Origin of the sequence: Nostoc sp. ChiSLP03a (genome assembly GCF_034531215.2) — a bacterium.
GTDB lineage: Bacteria > Cyanobacteriota > Cyanobacteriia > Cyanobacteriales > Nostocaceae > Nostoc.
In genome coordinates, this window is sequence record NZ_JAVRBQ020000015.1 from 1 (window position 1) to 20,147 (window position 20,147).

The following is a 20,147-nucleotide window of genomic DNA, read 5'->3' on the forward strand; positions in this document are numbered from 1 at the left end:
GACACTGTTTGTAGGCGTTTTTTCAGTTCCTCTTCGCTCTCGGCGATCGCAATTTTAAATGGGCGGCTCATGGTTCTGTTAACTTACCTAGTTTGCTTCTCCCCATTATATGCAGATTCATTTTTAATTGGTATAAGGCAATAACTTTCAAGATTAAATCGCAATTTTTTATAAGTGGTTCATACAAATGAACTTGCTCACTATAGTATCCCCAAGTACCTAGCTGATCATGTAATAACTGTTTAGTTGGAGTATCAAGACGAGTTAATAGTACTTTACCAGATGCTTCCCAGTTCTCAACCTTGCCAAGATGGTGAAACGCTTCCAAATAGCGGCGAACTTTCTCTAAGTTGACAGCATCAGGTGGTGGCTCATCCTCAACAGTAAGGTAATATTCTACTGCTGTGTAATCTGCAAGTTGATCAGTTGTTACTTCATCTAAATTTATTTTCAATTGGGTAAAAAGCAATTGACCAATGGTTTGTGAATTAGTTGTCATACTGGTCTACTCTAATGTTTTATGCTTTGCAATAAATTTTTATAGTGTTCCAGTGCCACGCTGCGAACTAAATTATGTTGTCCCAAAACGCGTTTATTATTGTGGTTAACGGATTCTTCAGCTAGAAAACGATTACATAATTCATCTAATGCTCTTTCTTTACGCTCCTCGTTACACTGCTGATCCTCTAAACGCTTGACAAAATTCACCAATTGCATCAGCCACCCTTCTTTTTGCACAGGAGCGCGATACACTGAAGCAGCACAAATCAAAATATAAGCATCTTTGACTTGAGTTTCCAATCGTTCAAAAACAGCTTTTAGTCGTTGTCTATTGACCTCTAACCGAACTCTCTGCGTCAGTTTATGTAATTTCCAATCATCATCTGCTCCCACAATTTTTCTAGCATTTAACTCTGCTTCTGCTAAAGCTTTTTCTACTTCTGCTATTTTGCTGCTCACCTCATTCCAGTAGGCTTGCACATTACTATTAAAAGATTCGCAAATTTCTCCAATAATCACTCGCAAAACTAGAGGATGTCCCTTGTAAGCCTTTCCAATCCGCAACAGTAGGGGTCTATCGGGCGACTCTTGGCTGATATCTAACCCGGTTGTCTCGAATAAGATAATTTGTTCTGATTCATCTAGTCCATAGAGTACTTGACGATGCCAAAAAAGTCCGTAACGGTAGTTAACCAACTTCACTGGCAAATCCTGTGAAGTTACAATTAGTCGACTTTGACAAGATTCTGCTGACAATAAGCTGACAAAGAATTTTCCCCACCACTCATCAGTAAAATCTCCCCAGCCTTCTTCTTCATTTCCCGTCAATAGTGCTTCTAGAGAATCAATCAACACTAGCACCTGATTCTCTTGCAAGTATTTGACTAATCTCCACCACAATCGTTCTGGCTTTTCATCTTCTGCTGAGAGTTTTTCTCCCCACTCCTCTAGCCATTTAGCAGCAACACTAGCAAAATCTTTGGTTTTATTCTCGTTATTAAAATTCGCTCTCCTGAACTTTTTTTTCCAGTCTCCAGAGAACCAGTTTTGTAACTCCACTGCCAATCGTTCAGCCAAAGCTGTTTTACCAATTCCTGTGAGTCCCAAAATTAGCAATAGGCGACACGATCCTCGAAGCTTCTCACTCAGTTCAGTAACTAGCTGTTTTCGACCTACCCAGTTATGGTCATAAGCAAAAAACTCTGGTCTGGAATCTGGCTGCGATGCTGGACTGTTATCAACAATATCTTGCCAATTTATCCCTATAGCTTGACAAATAGAGATAAACGTATCTTTCTGAATAGGCATTCCTCGTCGAAACCGCTTTAAAGTTGCTTCGGAAGTTTGAGCAGCATCACACCAGGCGGCAGCTGTTGCATCCCAGCCTTTGTTTTTTCTTGCTTGATCAACGATTTCTAGCCCTTGTTTAGATGCTCTCAGGGAAACTGCCATATTGAGGTGCGATCGCTTTTGTAGGTAGATATCAATAGCTACCGTTTCCAGACGCCGCTTTCCAGATTTTTGATAGTAGATTTACTTAGCAAATAATCTATTAGTTTTGGCTCACTTTTGGTTCACTTTATGTATTAGCGGCAAAGGTGAGCTAAAAGTGGGGCTTTTGAGCACGGGTATCTCAATGAAACTAAAGACATCAACAGTAAATGAGAAATAACCCACCAAAAAACCTGATTTCTGCATAAGTATCGGAGATATCCAAATTTCAGGAGAATAACCTATGTCTCAATCACAAATCAAGGCTCATACCAGTCAACCAAGCACAACAAGTCTACCGTTTGATCCAATTCCGTTATTGCAAAGCAATAGCCCATCTGGGATTATTCTGAGCATTGCAATTTTACTGTGGGTTTTGCGCCCTGTGATGTTACAGCAAAAGTCGGATACTTCTGAAAAATCAGCTACTTCTGAGAGCAAGCCTACCAATTTTGGCAAAAGAGCGATCGCTTTTCTAATGCAAGTTCTGAAACCAGATAGCTTTGAGTAGTTAAAATACTAATGCTTGTGGGCGATTTGCATTTCTGAGAGCGATCGCCCCTCACCCTATCCTCTCACGTCTAGCGCCGTACCCATATCAACATTACTTTCTAAAAAGTCGTTATCCTTAAGAATCTTATAGAGATTAGTATCTTGCTCTAGCAAGCAAGCGTGTCCACAATTGGGCAACACTACAATCTTGTTATTTGGTAAGATGTTCCCTATGCGGTTGACTTCGCTTACAGAAGGCAAAAGGCGATCGCTAGCACCAGCAATTAACAAAACTGGTTGAGTTAAACGCCTTAACTGTTCCTCATCAACATCAAACTCTCGCAGTAAAGACAACCGCCAAAGAACGGTTTCTGCCGGTACAGAACGCATCGTTTTTAGCAGATCGTGGCGATCGCTGCGAGAAATGCGTGACAAAGATGCTAAAAATGGCAACAAACCTAGTGCGCCAATATCATACAATCCTGATGGCACTAGGTAAGTTAATTGGGATGCCCAACTTAACCAAGGGCGAAGACGAAAAGATGAAGCTGGGTTAATTAGAACAATTCGCTTAAATAAATCGGGTGCTTGGATTGCCACTTTCATTGCCAAGCAACCACCAAAGGACTCACCACACAAGTAAACTGGTCTTTGAGAGCTTTTTTCTAATTCGGCATCGATCAAGTCCAATACACTCTTAGTTAGGACATCCCAGGTGTTAAGGTCTTTGCGGGGGAGCGCCAAACAACGGACATCAAAGCCAGCTTCTAATCCAGCAGTTTGCGATCGCAATAGTTGACCAGTTCCATCCATTCCTGGCAAATATACCAAAAGTGGATACTCTGGCTGTACTCGTTTAGGAGTTAGAAAACAAGGATTTAGCTCAACTTCTGTGATAGTCATTGGTCATTAGTCATTAGTCATTTGTACTGAGTTTCGACTGCGCTCAACTACCGCGTAGTCGTACCCCTCCGGGGAAGCAAGCTACGCGTAGCGTCTCGCAGAGAAGTATTGGTCAATGGTATAAAACTTTTGCACTGTTGATTATTGCTTTCAAGTAAAGTTCGGTGCTTCTTACCTAAAACAAACGTCTTTTTAGAGCAAGACATTGAAAGTCATAAGAACAATCCAAAATCCCAAATCGAATGGCTCTAATAGCAACCTTGACGCAGTAAATTGCTAATTTCGCTCTGACAGTGTTCTGTCAGTTCAGTCACAACAGTTCTGGCTTGTTTGCCATGATATTTTTTATGATGTTGGGGCGTAATCCAATAAGGACGACCGATTAACACCGCAACTCGACGATAAATTACCAAGGGATGCCAACCATTTTGTTTAAATAAAGGTTCTGAAGGGTCGAATACACTTAAAAGTCTTAATGGGAAGCCATTGGTGTTTACTTCTTCTAAGGAAGCGATCGCGATCGGCAAAATAGCTAAATCCTGCACATTTGCTCGCAATGCCAAATGGGCAAATCCCCGCTGAAACTCACCCACCTGGCTTGGCTGAGTAAATTTTACCATCGGTGCAGTCCCTTCTGGAAATACTCCCACCATCTGCTTGGACTGCAATAGCGATTGTGACTGCGAAAAAAAGCTTTGCTGGCGGTTTTGAGTTTCTTCCAAGGGAAAACACCCCAATTGACCGGTGACAATCTCCCGCATGACTGGAACTTGTCCCATGTAGTGATGGCAAGCAAAGCGAATCGGACTCGATAACGCCGCCATTAAAATCAGTGCATCCATAAAGCTGCGGTGATTGCTGACTACCAAAACGCTTGCATCCTGGGGAATGCGGTCTTCGTAATAGCGGAACATTTGCGTTGAGAATGCCGCCACCAAAGCGCGAGAAATCTCTAGGGGGCTATTTCCACTCATACTTAATCAATATATTTTCCGGTAAATATGGCAATTTGTCTGAATTTAATTTTTACATTTCTTTACTATTGCCATGACCGTCTTAAGATAGAAATATCTAATCTCCAAAAGTAATTAGAGTTTCTGTATTCTCGATTATGTATTCTCGATCACAATAATATCTAATATAAACTATTCAAAAAAATTATGATTAGTTAGTTTCCATTTTTTAGGTAAAAATGAGTTTAATTGATGCGTATTAAAAAACAATTCTGGACTTGATAAACTTGCTAGTATGAAGATGTTATTGGAAAAAATGGTAATAATGTTGTATAATTACCTGGTTTTGCCGATAAAAGGTAAGATGTAAAACGTTTTAATAAGCTAATTTTTATTTTGTATGAATCTAGTGAAAAAAAGATGAATAAAAAAGAATTTACATTTGCGCTGACCACACCCCTATATTATGTAAACGATGTCCCTCATATAGGCAGTGCTTACACGACGATCGCAGCCGATGTAGTGGCACGATTTCAGAGATTACTGGGACATCAAGTATTACTAATTACAGGTACAGATGAACATGGGCAAAAAATTCAGCGAACGGCAGAAAGTTTAGGGAAAGCGCCACAAGAATTCTGCGATGAAATTGTCCCTAGTTTCGTGAGTTTATGGCAATTATTAGATATTCAATACGATCGCTTTAGTCGGACTACTGCGCCTCATCATCAAGCGATCGTTAAAGAATTCTTTGAGCGAGTCTGGGAATCTGGTGACATTTACCAGGGACAACAACAAGGCTGGTACTGCGTATCCTGCGAAGAATTCAAAGAAGAACGGGATCTGCTAGAAGGATACCGTTGCCCAATTCATACTAACAAAGAAGTGGAGTGGCGAGACGAACAAAACTATTTTTTCCGCTTATCAAAATATCAAACTAAGCTGACAGAATTTTATCAATCTAAACCGGATTTTATTCAACCAGAAAGTCGGCGCAACGAAGTCCTCAGCTTTGTCAATCAAGGACTGCAAGACTTTTCCATTTCACGAGTGAATTTAGATTGGGGCTTTCCCGTGCCAGTCGATCCCAAGCACACTCTCTATGTCTGGTTTGATGCGCTGCTAGGTTATGTCACAGCATTACTAGAACCAGATGCAGAACCAACTTTAGCAAATGCTTTAGAAACATGGTGGCCAATCAACTTGCATCTAATTGGTAAAGATATTCTGCGCTTTCATGCAGTTTACTGGCCAGCAATGCTGTTATCGGCTGGCTTACCTTTGCCAGAGAGAGTCTTTGGACATGGCTTTTTGACCAAAGATGGTCTCAAGATGGGCAAAAGTCTGGGTAATACCCTTGATCCTGTGGCATTAGTTAAGAGCTATGGTAGTGATGCCGTTCGTTATTACTTCCTTAAGGAAATCGAATTTGGCAAGGATGGAGATTTTAATGAAGTTAGGTTCATTAATTCTCTGAATGCAGATTTAGCAGATAAATTAGGCAATTTGCTCAATCGCACTTTGAGCATGGTGAAAAAATACTGTGCTGAGAATAAAGTACCATCAATCGGCAATGAAGCGATTCCTGACGAAAATCCTTTGAAAGCCATTGGTTTACGTCTAGGGGAACAGGTAAAACAAGCATACCAAGAGCTAGCTTTCAGTCAAGCTTGTGAGGCTATCCTTTCACTGGTGCAAGCCAGTAATAAGTTTATTGATGAACAGGCTCCTTGGTCATTATATAAACAGGGACAGCAGGAGTCGGTGGAAAAGGTTCTCTACGCAGTTCTAGAATCAGTTAGACTAGCAGCTTATCTGCTATCCCCAATTATTCCGAACATTAGTAGCGATATTTATCAGCAGCTAGGCTTCAGAATAAATTTTAACGATCAAAAACAAAGTTCAGTTCATGCTCCTTTTGCCACCCATGCTACATGGGGACTACTATCGAGCAAACAACAGTTGGGTAAACACCAACCGATTTTTAAGCGAATAGAACCCCCGAAAAACGATTAGTCCTTATCAAACTCTGATTTTGTTCAATTTTTTTATTTTCTCACAAAATTTATCGTGGCTCAATTTCAATTAGCCGCGGAACATTATCATAAGCCGCTGTGACTAGCATCTAAAAGTTGGTAATTTGTATCAAAAATAACAGGGATAAAAATTGAGGTATCACAACAATGTTGAATAATTTGGAAAACGATTCAATATTTACGCCAGAACAAGTTTTGGAAAATCGGGGTAGGGTCGCCATATTTATTGATGGCTCAAATTTATTTTACGCTGCATTGCAACTAGGGATTGAAATCGATTACACGAAGCTATTATGTCGATTAACAGGAGGTTCTAGATTACTGCGTTCTTTTTTCTACACTGGTGTAGATCGGACAAACGAGAAGCAACAGGGGTTTCTGCTGTGGATGCGTCGCAATGGCTATCGAGTCATTGCTAAGGATTTAGTCCAGCTACCAGATGGCTCTAAAAAAGCTAACCTGGATGTAGAAATAGCAGTAGACATGATGGCACTTGTAGATTCTTATGATACCGCAGTTTTAGTTAGCGGTGATGGAGATTTAGCTTATGCGGTTAATTCAGTCAGCTATCGTGGCGTGCGGGTAGAAGTTGTGAGCTTGCGTTCCATGACCAGTGACAGCTTAATTAATGTAAGCGATCGCTACATTGATTTAGAAGCCATCAAAGAAGATATTCAAAAAACTCCTCGCCAAAGCTATCCATACCGGCCTTTATCTGGGATCGGTTTTTTGGAAGACCCCAGAAGTAGTGATGGACACCTAGAAATCCAAGAATAATGGCGTATCAATTTCATAAAAGAGGGAGATGGGGAAAGAGAAAAATTCAAAATTTTTCCTCCACTCCCTCCTTTCTTATTTTACCTTTGACCTTTTTATTGGTATTTGGTTTAGTTGGCTGTGGGGGTAAATCCCCGCCAACTTCCCAACAAAATACTGCTGATTCATCTAACAAAGATAGCAATTTGACTTTCTTTGATGTCACTTTAGAACAAGCAGATGAAGTGGGAAGACCTATTTGGAAAGTCAGGGCTAAAACCGCAAAATACACCAAAGAAAAACAAATTGGTCAGGCTGAAAGTCCTTATGGTGAACTATATCAAGATGGAAAAATTGTTTACCAAATCAAGGCAGATGTAGCAGACATTGAACAAGATGGGAAGCAGTTGTTTCTAAAAGGTAAGATATTTGCCACAGATCCTAGTAATGGGATTGTGTTGCAAGGTAATGAATTAGAATGGCGTCCTAAAGAAGATTTGTTGATTGTTCGTAACAAGATTAACGGCAGCCATAAAAAACTACAAGCAGTAGCGCAGGAAGTGCGAGTTAAAACCCGCGAACAACGGATGGAATTTTCTGGAGGAGTAGTAGCAAATTCTATCGATCCCCAGATGCAAGTGAGAACTGAACATTTAATCTGGAATATTAAAGAAGAAAAACTGATTGGCGATCGCCCTCTAGAAATCGATCGCTACAAAGATAATAAAATTAGCGATCGCGGTAAGGGTAATTCTGCCGAAGTCAACTTAAAAACAAAAATTGCCACTGTCCAAAAAAATGCTCAACTAGACTTACTAGACCCACCAATGCAAATCGCTAGTAACTCTATGACCTGGAACATGAACGTAGAAACCGTAACTACAAACTCACCTACGCGAATGTTCCAGCGTGCTGAAAATGTCACAGTGACAGCCAATCAAGGTGAAATGAAAATACCCCAAAAAACCGTTTACTTAAAAGGTAACGTCAACGCCGTTGGTCAGCGTCGCCAGTCTCTAAGATCCAATACATTAACTTGGTATTTAGACAATAAGTTAGTTGAAGCTCAGGGAAATGTTGTTTACCGACAAATTGACCCACCATTAAATTTTGTGGGTGAAACAGCAGTTGGTAATCTGCAAACAGAAAATATTCTTGTCAAAGGTGGCAGTTCTAGCGGTAGGGTAGTAACGGAGATTATTCCTCAAGAAAGAGCCAATCGTCAGCAGTAAAGTTAGGGTGAATAGGGCCTACCTTCACCGAATTTTAGATTTTAAATTTTGGATTTTGGATTGAAGATTCAAAATCCAAAATTTAAAAAGGTTTGAAGCCCACGCCACTTGCTTCTCCTGTCAGAGACGCTACGCGAAAAAGCCAGGAAACCCGTCCAACGCAGTGGCTCCCAAATTTAAACGCGAGAATAAATCTAAAATCCTTGCATCCAAAATTGATTGACAAGCCCCTGACTTGATTGTTGGGGTCAATCTAAAATCTAAAATCTAATCTAAAATCTAAAATCTAAAATCCAAAATTGATTGACCCAGAAATTTTGGGTTGGTCGAGTACTAGACTAGGATCTTAATAATACAAGTCTTTTGATAGCCCATGAATGGATCAAACCGATTAGGTAAGGAATCCTTGCCAACATCCCAGCAAGCAGAACATTCCCACCATCACGATACAGACCACGAGCATACAGATGATACTCATGGAACTGGAGAGTCGGCTCATCCTCACGTCCATAGCGAAGAGTCTTTACGGCGAATTGTCAATCGATTATCGCGCATAGAAGGACATGTTCGAGGTATTAAGTCAATGGTGCAGCAAAGTGCCCCTTGTCCTGATGTTCTACTGCAAATTGCCGCAGTGCGGGGCGCGTTGGATCGGGTAGCGCGAATTGTTTTGGATGAACATTTAACTGAGTGTATTGGTAGAGCTGCACAAGAGGGTAATATTGACATTGAAATTAAACAGTTAAAAGCTGCTTTAGATCGATTTTTACCTTAAAAATTAGAAAAATAAAAAAATAACTAGCACAACAAGATATTTTGTAGAGATACGATATTTGATGTATTGATTCAGGCAGAGGCTTCTTTATGCCAAAATTAACATAAGCGTCTCACAGTCATTCTACTGTGTTTAGCATTATTTACTTTAGCGATCGCAGCAGGGAATAAAGGATTTTTAGCAATTATTGGAGACTAGGTTTAGTGAGGCGCTTGATTTGTCTTTCAAGTTCAGACATAGCCTTTTTACGCGTGCGAGTAGCATTGTAACCAAAATATACGCTAACGACTAATTCCTGTGATAACAATAAAATTCCTGTTTTTTTGGAATAATTTATTTTTTGGAAGTCCCTTAAAGGGAGCGGTAAAAACGTTTTTAATTTGCACAGTAAACATCAATTTAAGTGTTAATTTTTTTTAAAAAATCCTGAAATTAAAATTAACAACTAACTAATTAATTATCATATGTACTTAGATATATCCGCTATTCATAACTTTGTACTGTGTAAATAATATAACATGAATACACTTATAGAATATTACAAGCAACGAGAAAGTCAGCTGAAAAGCCTGCTGAATGAAGCTAATACACCCGGTGAAGTAGTTGAAATAATCCAAAATGAAATTGACAAGTTAGCAGATAATAATGGCGAATATATCAGAGGATTGGCTTTACCACAGATTCGTCGTGTTGCTCGTAAATATTTAATAGAGCTAAAACCAGCCATTAATCTGTTAGCAACGCTTAGACCGGAAGATTCAACTCTAAATGCCGAATTAAATCACTCTACTCAACCGAATTACCATCAAAGTTACCCACTTGTTATAGCTATAGCTGGGACTAGTGGTCTAGCAGTAATTTTAGTAAATATTGTTAGAAGTTTACTTATTAAAGATAAAGAACAACAGTCAATTTTATTGAATGATTTTTCAAACAAACTTCAAAATATTTGTCCACCATTATATCCTAATATAAGTAAACAATTTCCTGATTTTTCTACAAAACTTAGTGATATTTGTACTGAAGTTAATGATCTGCAAATTAAGCTTGATTCATCTAACTTAATTAGTCCATTTTTTATTGGATTAATTTTTGCTTTATTTGCAATAATAACAGCGATATTTTTTCTACGGGCTAAGAAGAAAATACAAACTTCATATAAAACAACTAATTTAGAGGTAAGAAATAATCAAATTAGCTTTAATGGAGTTGATGAAATACTAAATTTTTTACTAGACAAATTTACTACTATTGATAATGAAATTGCTAAAGAATCTAATCAAACTGAATTCAAACCTCCTGTTCCTAAGCTAGAAGACCACTCAGACCTATTAGAATATTTGCAAAATCTTTTAGGAGTAGCCAGTAGAGAACAAACTGAAATTCCCACCTCAACGAACAAGCGAATTGACGAAATACGTGATTTTCTAGATTTTCAAGGTATGAATGTTGAGTTTTATCAGCATGGTGTAAGTGATCCATCTAAATTTCAATTTCTGCCGAGCGGATCTTCTGAAGCTAAAGAATATATAACTTTGAAACCAGCTTTCATCAAAAATGAACAAGTTCTGCTACGAGGACGAGTAGTGAAACCTGAAAGTTGATAAGTATCAAAATTCATCATCAAAAATAATTTATTGTTCTTAAAAGGTAAAGCAATGAGTCAGGAAAAAATCAATCAAATTCAAAGCATTATAAACGAACTTAATGATCGTACATTTGAAATTATTGGATTTGATTTGGGACATGGGAAAACTGCTCTTGCTAAATTAGTGTGTTCAAACACATATTCTAATAATCTAGAACCTGCAATATTAAAAATTCAGGGTCAAACACACATCATGACTGCATTGGCATATGATCAAAAGACAGGAAATGCGGTTATTGGCGAACAAGCTTTCGATTTAGCAACAGAAAATAGTGCTGATGAATTTGAAATTTGCTTTAAATCTAGACCTTCTAATCAACAAGCATTTCCACAAGAAGTTATAAAAAATTTTGTTCAAGAAGTTAAAAACCAAATAAAAACTCAACTAGTTTCATCTGATGGACAGGCAATATTTTTTGTGGGTTGTCCATCAGGGTGGTCTAATCAAGAAGCTGAACTTTACAAACAAATACTTGAGACTTGCCTGGGTCAAGGCAAAGTAGTTGTGATTAAAGAGTCACGCGCTGCTTTTATTCATGCCTGTGAAATTGGAAATATTCAACTAGAAAAACTAAAAGAATATCTTCGGCAGGGTATACTTGTAATAGATATTGGTTCATCAACTACTGATTTTACATTTGTTAAAGACAAAAAAATCAAAGATTTAGGAAGTAATGAATATGATTTGGGTGGCTCATTAATAGATAAAGAAATTTTAAAACATAGTATTACACTTAATAGAGATCAGGAAAAACTAAATATTAAACTACAAAATAAGCGACTGAGGCAAATTTGCGAGATTAGGTGTCGAACCACAAAAGAGCATTATTTTTCGCTCGCCAATAAACAAAATTATCAAAGACGTTATGTATCATCTGTGACTGAAATTCTTGATGATACAAACCTTGAGTTTAGTGCGAAAGTTAACGGAGAAATTATTGATAGAATTATCTCTCAACCTTTAGAAGAATTGGGGAACAGAAGTTGGAAAAACTGTTTTTATAGAGAATTAATTCAAATAAGACAAGACCTTATGAATGATAATGATGAAGAATTTGAACTTAATCAAATACTTCTCACAGGTGGTGGTGCAAATATGGGTTTTATTAAAGAAATATGCAAGGACGTTTTTCCTAAGGGATCTCTAGTATTGGAAAGCGATCATGAAGTTTGCGTTGCTAAAGGATTAGCTCGTTACGGAAGGTACTGTATTGGTGTAATTGGGCTTAAAAATGAAATTGCAAAATTTTTAGATGAAGACTTGGAAAAGCTTATTAAAGAGCAACTATCCGATACTTTTTGGCATGAATTGATAAAATTGCTCCAAGAAGGTTTGATTGAAAAAAGTTTAATTAAAAATTGTTTGATTGCTTGGCGAGATGGAGAAATAGAAACGCTAAATAGTCTTAACCCTTATTTGGTTGAAAAATTTAGTAATAGGCTAAGAGAAGATAAAGCTAAGAAAATCATTAGAAATAAAATGAATCATTTGCTGAATAGGATTAAGAAGAAAGTTTCTAATTTTTCAAGAGGATCATTTAGTGAACTATATCAACATCAACCTGTTGAATTAGAATTAACTTTAGAAAATATTTTCAACCAGCTTGATAGGCTTGAATTTGACTTATTCAACCCTGATCAAGTTAATTTATTAGCTAATATTGCTGGAATTTTTTCTGGAGCTATTTTTGCAATCGGTAGTGGTTTTCTGGGCTGGTTTGCTGCCGTCGAACCCACCAATATAGCGTTACTGGCTGGAATACTATCTTGGAGTGTTGCTCAGTCAGTCACAGCATTAACTAATTGGAGCATAGACGAACACCTTCAAACACTGATAAAAACAGCAAATCTTCCTATAAATCTTCGTCAAGCGTTTTTGTCTGAAGACAGAATGACAACAATAGTAAATAATATCAGGACAGACATAAAAAATCAAATTAATCAAGAAACTATGCAACCGCAAGCATATATATCCTTAAATAAGCAAATAATTAACTTAATAAAGACAAATTTATCAGGTGCGATTAATAAAGAAATAAATGAAGATGATTGGCTACTTTAGTTAGTCATTATAGTTGTCAGACAATTTAAACTTCAATAAGTTGCAAAGGTTAAACAAGTGGTAGAAGATTCTAGTAATATCGGTTCAAATCAAAATTTGGACACAATTAATTTCGATGTAACGAATGCTATCTGTCATTCGTTACTATTCATTTTAGGTCGTCAATATCTAAATGATTCTTTTATATCCAAAGATAATTATATTAAACCTATTAAACAACCAGCATTAGCAGGACAACTACAACTTCTCCAAATAGCATCTTTAGATAATTCAGATATTACATCGGTACAACAAAAATTATTAGCTTTACAAACCATCCTTTCTGCTTGTCATAATGATGAAAATAAAGAGTTAATTTTTCTCACATCAAGTTATAAAGGAGAAAATAAGACCTATTTTGGTACTCGCAGTAAAAATAAAGAATTTTTAGAAGATATGAAATATTTATTAGAAGCAAATTTGCTAAATCTAAAAATAGAAGATTTTGATAAAAATAAAATCAACATTACTAACAAGACATCGCTATTACAAGATTTACAATATGCTACAGCATTGACAGGTATTCCCTCACCTAATTTCGGAATTTATCCTAATTACTCCCCAATTGAACACTTATCTGCTAGTTTACGTGATTCACCTTTTATGTATATGGTAATTGCCAAACCAATTGCTGAAAAACAAGTGAACCAAATTATTGATAACCTATATGAATTAATGGGTCAAGTATATTTTTTAGGTAAGGTAATGCTTGAGCAGAAAATTACAACAGAATTATCTAATAAATCTGAGCAATCTGTAAGTCAAGAAATTGCTAATGAAACAGAAAATGGTACTACTACCGAAAAGTCTTTTGAATCAAGCCTCGGTTTATCTTTACAAGCAGCTATAGAAACAGCTATAGAATTAGGGCTTGGCGAATATTTTAAACCACTTAGTTTAACTGCGAAATTAGAAGGTAAGGCAGAAACTAAAATAAGCACTAATCAAACAAATACAGAAAAAAATGTAATAAAAGACACTATAAAATATGGAAATGTTTCTAATGAAGCCACGGAAGATAAACGAATGACGGAACTAACTTTTAGTCGAGAATATATTAATGTAAGAGCGCAGGAAGCGCAACAACAGATTCAACAATATATTGAAAGGTTTAAAATGTCCCGCGCTTTAGGGTGTTGGAATGTTGGTGTTTATTTTCTAGCTGAAAACCCAAACATTGCTCAACGCGGAGCAAAACAATTACGAGGTTTACTCAGTGGTACTAGAAGTTTACTTGAGCCTATTAGAGTTCATGATCTAGACTCTGTATTAAATATGCCATTTCCTAATGATAAACCTGAAATAAAGTATACTGTTCTCGATGCACTGAAAGATTTTCAACAACCTAATTTAGCCTTAGTTGAGCCAAATAATCCTAACCTAAATCTTCAGCATCCATTAGGTTCTGCTTTCAATGGTCTTACTACCCCTCTTACTACAGAAGAGTTAAGTATGTTGATAAACTTGCCTGGAGCGTTATCTCAGAACAGACAAGCAACCATTCAATAAAACAGTATTCGTCATGAGTATTAGCGCTCTTACATCATTCTAGTACAGGTCGGCAGAAATAAACACACCATATTGGTGGGAGAATAAATAATCAGGTTAAAACCTATGAAACAAATTAACTTTCTTTTGTCTTCTCAAAATCTGCGAACATTCTGCTTTGCTCGACTGATAATAAAAAATTATACCAATTTAAACTTTAGATATCTCCTTTAAAAATGACTTTACAAGAATATAAGTTTAACTATTATTTAAATCTCAATATAAACAAACCTATAATTCTTTTATTGCACGGTTTCATGGGAAACATTAATGAATTTAATGAAGCCATAAAATTACTAGCTGAAGACTTTTCTTATCTTACAGTTGACTTGCCAGGACATGGTAAAACCCAAGTTTTAGCAGGTAATCAATACTATAAAATAAAACCCACTGCTCAAGCAATAATCAATTTATTAGATGAATTAAAAATTTATAAATGCTTTTTAGTTGGTTATTCAATGGGTGGAAGATTGGCTTTATACCTAGCCCTGAATTTTCCAGAACGTTTTTATAAAGTTGTGCTAGAGTCAGCCTCCCCAGGTTTACCAACAGCAACAGAACGATTAGAACGGATTAAACTTGATACACAAATAGGTAGAAAATTAACAAGAGCCTTTGAAAAAAGCGATTTTGCTGCTTTTCTCTCAAATTGGTACAATCAGCCGATTTTTGGCGATATAAAAAATCATCCAGAATACGATCGCATGATTGAAAGCCGATTGCAGAACAATCCACAGGAATTAGATAAATCACTGAGCTTTATGGGTACTGGATGTCAACCACCTTTATGGGAAAATCTACAATACAATACAATTCCCATGCTTTTACTAGTTGGTGAATACGATCAAAAATTTATATCTATTAATACAGAAATGGCTAAAATGTGTGAATTTGCTCAGATAAAAATAATTAGTAATGCTGCACACAATATCCACTTTGAAAATACTTTGGCATTTGTGGAAAATATCAAAAGTTTTTTATCCGCAGCAAGTTAAAAATTACGATAATCTTACTACTTTTTTACTGCCTTCCTAGAAGGAGTTGGGGATGGTGGCAAATTTGGGAGTGTTGGTTGTTTAGCTGCGGTTAATTCTTCTTGCAACATTTTTTGATAAACTTTCGGCAAAGAGCTACTAACAGAATTAGTTTCTATACCATATCCCAAACTTGTCCAAGTGGGAGAGAGCCGCCGCAAAACATCATTTAACTTTCCCTGACGCAACAGTTGCGAAATATTAGTTCCCCAAACTTTAGAATCATTTAACCAACGGTAAACTACGACATCTTGATATTCTGGTTCAAAACTATAAGTAGTCCAAAACATCATTCGCATCGGCTTTGGATGATAAAGAGGGGCTAAACGATACCAAGTAATGTTGATAATTTGATATCTGCCAGCAGCGGTAGAACAATTACCTGTGTTGGGGCCTGTGACAATTGTGACGCATATCTCAGGATGTCGGCTCAGGTCGTTGACTTGCTGTCCACCATATAACAGCGAATAGGGACGGTTTCCACTAGCCTCACTTGCCGAGATAGTTCGCATTAAAGCGCGGATATAAGGGTCGCCCTCTTTCATTACCAAAGGCGCCTGTTTATTTTCAAAGATGGGATCGGAAGGCGATCGCAAGTCTCCAATATACCATTGCAACAAATACACAAAGCCCAAAAGCGCAGCTATTGGGCCGATAAGTTTTTCAGCACCTTTGAATTCAAAGCCTTTCAGAGTCTGACTCCTTCAAATTCACTCTTTTTGCTAACAAAAATCACCGACGAACTGATTCTAGTAAAGTTCACACCTGATTGTTAGTTATTATTTCCGATTTGCTGATTTTTTGAGGAATTAGCAAAAAAGAGTATAAATACAGGAGTTTGCAAGTAACTGAGATACTCCCAAAAATCCCGACCCTGTATAAGCTCAATCACTTTTAGTAGCATCTGCTCTCGGTAATAATTGCTTCCTTGCTCAAATTGGGCGATAAGTCGATACAACCTGATGGCAAAGGTTTAGATTTAAGTTGACACCGATTCACATCTGTGAACCCTTATAAAAGGTCTGTATTAAGACCGATTGAGAACTGCAATCAGGGAGATTGGGTAATTAATCAGTCTGTTCCTCTAGCCCGCATCAACTTCGTATTTTAAAATACCAGGATTTTCCTGAAGACACTGTAGATAACAAATGTTACTGTGGGCTAGTTGAAAACCAAGAGGCAGATAGCCTTTAGCAATATTGAATCTGCTTTGTGTTTTTACACAATAGTCATAGTCATGGGCACAATATTCAAGTAGCTTGAAATATGAAAATCACTCATATTCACCACCAGTTTGAAAAATTATGGTTAACCGTTTTACTTCCGTGAGTACTGCTCTCACACTTAAGGTAGTTGGAATAATCTGCATTTTGTCGTTTTTCGTTGACTTTTTGATTCTGTTATTACCCTTTCAACCCACCGATCGGGTATGGCAAATCAATTTAGGAACAGCGCTCGTCGATCGCGGAATTGTCCCTCTAGTCGGTTTGGGGCTTCTGTTTGCTGCCTATTGGATTGAGAATGCCGATCCAGCAAGCGATCGCCCCCAAGGTATCGATTTAAGATTTCCTGCCGCGATTATCTCCAGTATTTTAGGGTTGATGTTCTTGCTGATTTTTCCCCTGCACCTAAATAACGTCAATCAAGCAAAGGCTCAAACACTCAACCGAATCACCCAAGAAGCAGATCAAGCAGAAACTCAACTGAACACTCGGTTATCGCAATTGCAAGCACAACTGAATACTGAACAAGGAAAAGCGCAACTAGATCAACTGCGAAACCAAACCAAAGCTCAGTTTAGTGAAATCCTCAAAGATGACCAAAAATATAAGCAAGCAATTGAAAGCCCTCAAATTCCCGCAAATATCAAAGAGTTACTGAAGAAGGCTAAAACAAATCCCCAAGTACTTGACAAAGCTATCGAACAACAAACAGATGTTCAAACGCTGCAAACTCAACAACTGAGCCAAGTTCGCCAGCGCCGAGACGAAGCACTGCAACAAGCTAAAGATACTGCTTGGAAATCTGGACTGCGGATTGGTATTAGCAGTTTGCTATTGTCAATTGGTTACATTATCATCGGCTGGACAAGCTTAAGAGGTAGGGGTGCTGTACAAGGTGGTAAACCTAGAACTGCCACACGCTAATCCACTATTGGCATGGCAGTAGGAAGTATCCAAAAATTATTGACGGCTGATACTGCCATGCGTCTAATAGCTAATAACTAATAACAAGACAACGATCGCTGAGTAAAATCGCTATAAAACTTGAGTAATGTTCTCAATTTACATACTGACATATAACGAAGAACTAGATATTGCTGCTTGTATCGAATCAGCGATGTTATCAGATGACATCATTGTTGTGGATTCATGCAGTAGCGATCGCACTGTGGAAATCGCCAGTCGCTATCCCATCCGCGTCGTCCAACACGCTTTTGAAAGCCACGGACGCCAACGCACCTGGATGTTAGAGTCTATCCCTCCGAAGCATCAATGGGTTTACATTCTCGAAGCTGACGAGCGTATGACACCAGAACTATTTGCAGAATGCGAAAAGGCAAGTCAGAATCCAGACTATATCGGTTACTACGTGGCTGAACGCGTCATGTTCATGAATAGTTGGATTCGCTACAGCACACAGTATCCCCGTTACCAAATGCGACTCTTCCGCCACGGTAAAGTATGGTTTACAGACTACGGTCATACTGAGCGAGAAGTTTGTGAGGGTGCAACTAGCTTTTTAAAAGAAACATACCCACACTACACTTGTAGCAAAGGTTTGAGCCGCTGGATTGACAAGCACAACCGTTATTCTACGGATGAAGCTCAAGAAACATTGTATCAGCTAGAACAGGGAAAGGTGAACTGGCAAGATTTATTCTTTGGCAAATCGGAAGTAGAAAGACGGCGTGCCCTGAAGGATTTATCTTTACGTTTGCCCGCCAGACCGTTGCTACGGTTTATATATATGTATTTTATCTTAGGCGGATGCTTAGATGGACGCGCCGGAGTCGCTTGGTGTACATTGCAGGCATTCTATGAATACCTGATTTTGCTCAAAGTCTGGGAAATGAAGTATTTACCAAAACCTAATTTAGATACAACAGCAATTTTGGTACAAGAGAATACACAACAGTTGCAATGCGCGGATTCTGAAACTACACAGGTTGATGCGGCATGAAGAGGGCTGGAGATTAGAAGGATTTTTTGTATAGCGATGCCTACGGCAGTAAACTACGCAAAATTATAGGGCGCACAGATGTGCTAAACAGATCCCTGACTTCGTAAAAGTTGTCGGGGATCTTGTTTTTTATAATTCAAGACTAGATAAAAGAGACTTCTAAATAAAAACATCCCAAATTATTTTGTGGGACGGGTGTCCCCATCTCTTCTATATTCAAGGCGGGCAGAATACTCACCCCACAAGATGGATAATTTCTTTATTGAGAATTCCTAATAAATTAATATTTGTAACAGAATATTTTCATAAAAGCCATCCTTGCTCAAATGTGAGTGACTGACCAGATAAAATAGTTTATTAGCTTATCCTGTAGTACTTTCACAATTATAAGCAGCTTTTGATTAAGCACGATAAATTAATAATACCTCAAAAATTGCAACAATTCTTTACAATTATTATAAAAAAGTAACATCCTCTAAGAATAACCAGTTGCCATCGGATTGGTTAATGTCTATGTGTATGCTTATAGGAAAATAGCTGATTTCCAGCAGCAGGCAACTTGCTAACGTTTTAGACAGTTACTTGCGGCAGAATCTGCCAAAGTTAAAGCCTTCGGAATTTGACGAATCTGCTGGTATGGATACGAATAACAAAAGTTCCTCTAGCTTAAAACAGGAGAATCGGGGCTTGGTAATCAATCGCCTAAAACAGGACTTAAAAAACGACCTGATTGCTGGTTTGTTGGTAGTAATTCCCCTAGCAACCACTATCTGGCTGACAATTACCATTGCGACCTGGGTAATCAACTTCCTCACCCAAATTCCCAAACAATTGAATCCCTTTGATGGATTAAACCCATTTTTAGTAAATATACTTAATTTATTAGTAGGATTGGCTGTACCACTACTAAGTATATTACTGATGGGCTTAATGGCTCGGAATATAGCTGGGCGGTGGTTGTTAGATTTTGGTGAGCGATTATTACAGGCAATTCCTTTAGCCGGACAGGTATACAAAACTCTCAAACAGCTTTTAGAAACAATACTAAAAGATTCTAATGGCAAGTTTCGCCGGGTAATTTTGGTAGAGTATCCTCGCCGAGGAATTTGGGCGATCGCTTTTGTTACTGGTGCAATCAGCAGTGATATCCAAGCCCAGATGTCTCGCCCCGTGTTAAGTGTCTTTATCCCCACCACCCCAAATCCGACTACCGGATGGTACGCAGTCGTTCCTGAAGACGAGGTGGTGAACCTTTCTATGTCGATTGAAGACGCCTTTAAAATAGTTGTATCAGGTGGCATTGTCGCCTCCAATACGCCTTTGGTTTTCTCCAAAGAGTCCACATTGGAAGTGAAACACAAAGAGATTGAGCAGCAGGTTATTCCCGTTGAAGAAACGTGAAGAAGGCAGGAGGCAGAAAGCAGGAGGTTGGAATCAAGAATAGCGGCTCACACTCCATCTAATTCCAAGCCACCAACTCGGAAATTTTAGCGA

Annotated in this window: 17 protein-coding genes; 12 read left to right on the plus strand and 5 right to left on the minus strand. The window is 37.9% G+C overall.

From position 1 onward, the window contains the following. Positions 1–67 precede the first annotated feature (67 nt). Together RMY32_RS01965 and RMY32_RS01970 are read right to left on the minus strand one after the other, a co-directional pair. Positions 68–499 (minus strand): hypothetical protein, encoded by a 432-nt coding sequence (locus tag RMY32_RS01965; protein ID WP_322712721.1) that lies wholly within the window; start codon positions 497–499, stop codon positions 68–70. A gap of 11 nt (positions 500–510) precedes the next feature. Continuing rightward, the gene (locus tag RMY32_RS01970) at positions 511–1,953 is read right to left on the minus strand and encodes an AAA family ATPase (protein ID WP_322712723.1); all 1,443 of its coding nucleotides are present in this window, start codon (positions 1,951–1,953) and stop codon (positions 511–513) included. 283 nt (positions 1,954–2,236) lie between these two features. Between RMY32_RS01970 and RMY32_RS01975 the strand changes: the two genes are divergently transcribed. Next, a complete protein-coding gene (locus RMY32_RS01975; protein ID WP_322712724.1) occupies positions 2,237–2,503 on the plus strand; it encodes a hypothetical protein in 267 nt (88 codons plus the stop codon). 56 nt (positions 2,504–2,559) lie between these two features. Here RMY32_RS01975 and RMY32_RS01980 read toward each other — a convergent pair whose 3' ends face one another. Continuing rightward, positions 2,560–3,387: an alpha/beta hydrolase gene (locus RMY32_RS01980; protein WP_322712726.1), complete on the minus strand. Its 828-nt coding sequence runs from the start codon at positions 3,385–3,387 to the stop codon at positions 2,560–2,562. 248 nt (positions 3,388–3,635) lie between these two features. After that, positions 3,636–4,361, minus strand: coding sequence for a 1-acyl-sn-glycerol-3-phosphate acyltransferase (locus tag RMY32_RS01985; RefSeq protein ID WP_322712728.1), 726 nt, complete (start codon positions 4,359–4,361; stop codon positions 3,636–3,638). A gap of 375 nt (positions 4,362–4,736) precedes the next feature. On the opposite strand from RMY32_RS01985, the gene metG reads away from it, so the two are divergent. From metG to menH, 8 genes are all read left to right on the plus strand, one after another. After that, a complete protein-coding gene (metG, locus tag RMY32_RS01990) occupies positions 4,737–6,356 on the plus strand; it encodes a methionine--tRNA ligase (protein WP_322712730.1) in 1,620 nt (539 codons plus the stop codon). A gap of 167 nt (positions 6,357–6,523) precedes the next feature. Further along, on the plus strand, positions 6,524–7,153 hold the full coding sequence (locus RMY32_RS01995; protein WP_069072029.1) for an NYN domain-containing protein: 630 nt from the start codon (positions 6,524–6,526) through the stop codon (positions 7,151–7,153). Next, positions 7,153–8,364 carry an LPS export ABC transporter periplasmic protein LptC gene (gene lptC / locus RMY32_RS02000; RefSeq protein ID WP_322712733.1) on the plus strand — a complete coding sequence of 404 codons (1,212 nt, stop codon included), beginning with the start codon at positions 7,153–7,155 and terminating at the stop codon, positions 8,362–8,364. The genes RMY32_RS01995 and lptC overlap by 1 nt, the downstream gene beginning before the upstream one ends. A gap of 373 nt (positions 8,365–8,737) precedes the next feature. Then, complete coding sequence (locus RMY32_RS02005; RefSeq protein ID WP_322712735.1) at positions 8,738–9,139, plus strand: metal-sensitive transcriptional regulator; 402 nt, start codon at positions 8,738–8,740, stop codon at positions 9,137–9,139. A gap of 518 nt (positions 9,140–9,657) precedes the next feature. Further along, positions 9,658–10,743 (plus strand): hypothetical protein, encoded by a 1,086-nt coding sequence (locus RMY32_RS02010; RefSeq protein WP_322712736.1) that lies wholly within the window; start codon positions 9,658–9,660, stop codon positions 10,741–10,743. A 54-nt stretch (positions 10,744–10,797) separates the two neighbouring features. Beyond that, a complete protein-coding gene (locus RMY32_RS02015; RefSeq protein WP_322712737.1) occupies positions 10,798–12,849 on the plus strand; it encodes a hypothetical protein in 2,052 nt (683 codons plus the stop codon). A gap of 57 nt (positions 12,850–12,906) precedes the next feature. Continuing rightward, positions 12,907–14,397, plus strand: a complete 1,491-nt coding sequence (locus RMY32_RS02020) for a hypothetical protein (protein ID WP_322712739.1) — start codon at positions 12,907–12,909, stop codon at positions 14,395–14,397. Between the two features lie 215 nt (positions 14,398–14,612). Next, positions 14,613–15,431: a 2-succinyl-6-hydroxy-2,4-cyclohexadiene-1-carboxylate synthase gene (gene menH / locus RMY32_RS02025; protein WP_322712741.1), complete on the plus strand. Its 819-nt coding sequence runs from the start codon at positions 14,613–14,615 to the stop codon at positions 15,429–15,431. Positions 15,432–15,448: 17 nt separating this feature from the next. Here the strand turns inward: menH and RMY32_RS02030 are convergent, their stop codons facing one another. Beyond that, on the minus strand, positions 15,449–16,096 hold the full coding sequence (locus RMY32_RS02030) for a glycoside hydrolase family protein (protein WP_322712743.1): 648 nt from the start codon (positions 16,094–16,096) through the stop codon (positions 15,449–15,451). A 678-nt stretch (positions 16,097–16,774) separates the two neighbouring features. Between RMY32_RS02030 and RMY32_RS02035 the strand changes: the two genes are divergently transcribed. The 3 genes from RMY32_RS02035 (at position 16,775) to RMY32_RS02045 (ending at position 20,054) form a co-directional block, all read left to right on the plus strand. Then, entirely contained in the window at positions 16,775–17,617 is an 843-nt protein-coding gene (locus RMY32_RS02035; protein WP_322712745.1) for an HpsJ family protein, read from the plus strand. A gap of 127 nt (positions 17,618–17,744) precedes the next feature. Continuing rightward, on the plus strand, positions 17,745–18,653 hold the full coding sequence (locus RMY32_RS02040) for a glycosyltransferase family 2 protein (RefSeq protein ID WP_322712747.1): 909 nt from the start codon (positions 17,745–17,747) through the stop codon (positions 18,651–18,653). 636 nt (positions 18,654–19,289) lie between these two features. Then, positions 19,290–20,054, plus strand: coding sequence for a DUF502 domain-containing protein (locus RMY32_RS02045; protein WP_322712749.1), 765 nt, complete (start codon positions 19,290–19,292; stop codon positions 20,052–20,054). Positions 20,055–20,147: the final 93 nt, after the last annotated feature.

What these genes read in the sequence shown, in the direction of transcription:
- RMY32_RS01965 (WP_322712721.1), bottom strand. Translation starts at nt 499, where the DNA reads ATGACAACTAATTCACAAACCATTGGTCAATTGCTTTTTACCCAATTG.
- RMY32_RS01970 (WP_322712723.1), bottom strand. Translation starts at nt 1,953, where the DNA reads ATGGCAGTTTCCCTGAGAGCATCTAAACAAGGGCTAGAAATCGTTGAT.
- RMY32_RS01975 (WP_322712724.1), top strand. Translation starts at nt 2,237, where the DNA reads ATGTCTCAATCACAAATCAAGGCTCATACCAGTCAACCAAGCACAACA.
- RMY32_RS01980 (WP_322712726.1), bottom strand. Translation starts at nt 3,387, where the DNA reads ATGACTATCACAGAAGTTGAGCTAAATCCTTGTTTTCTAACTCCTAAA.
- RMY32_RS01985 (WP_322712728.1), bottom strand. Translation starts at nt 4,361, where the DNA reads ATGAGTGGAAATAGCCCCCTAGAGATTTCTCGCGCTTTGGTGGCGGCA.
- RMY32_RS01995 (WP_069072029.1), top strand. Translation starts at nt 6,524, where the DNA reads ATGTTGAATAATTTGGAAAACGATTCAATATTTACGCCAGAACAAGTT.
- lptC (WP_322712733.1), top strand. Translation starts at nt 7,153, where the DNA reads ATGGCGTATCAATTTCATAAAAGAGGGAGATGGGGAAAGAGAAAAATT.
- RMY32_RS02005 (WP_322712735.1), top strand. Translation starts at nt 8,738, where the DNA reads ATGAATGGATCAAACCGATTAGGTAAGGAATCCTTGCCAACATCCCAG.
- RMY32_RS02010 (WP_322712736.1), top strand. Translation starts at nt 9,658, where the DNA reads ATGAATACACTTATAGAATATTACAAGCAACGAGAAAGTCAGCTGAAA.
- RMY32_RS02015 (WP_322712737.1), top strand. Translation starts at nt 10,798, where the DNA reads ATGAGTCAGGAAAAAATCAATCAAATTCAAAGCATTATAAACGAACTT.
- menH (WP_322712741.1), top strand. Translation starts at nt 14,613, where the DNA reads ATGACTTTACAAGAATATAAGTTTAACTATTATTTAAATCTCAATATA.
- RMY32_RS02035 (WP_322712745.1), top strand. Translation starts at nt 16,775, where the DNA reads ATGGTTAACCGTTTTACTTCCGTGAGTACTGCTCTCACACTTAAGGTA.
- RMY32_RS02040 (WP_322712747.1), top strand. Translation starts at nt 17,745, where the DNA reads ATGTTCTCAATTTACATACTGACATATAACGAAGAACTAGATATTGCT.
- RMY32_RS02045 (WP_322712749.1), top strand. Translation starts at nt 19,290, where the DNA reads ATGGATACGAATAACAAAAGTTCCTCTAGCTTAAAACAGGAGAATCGG.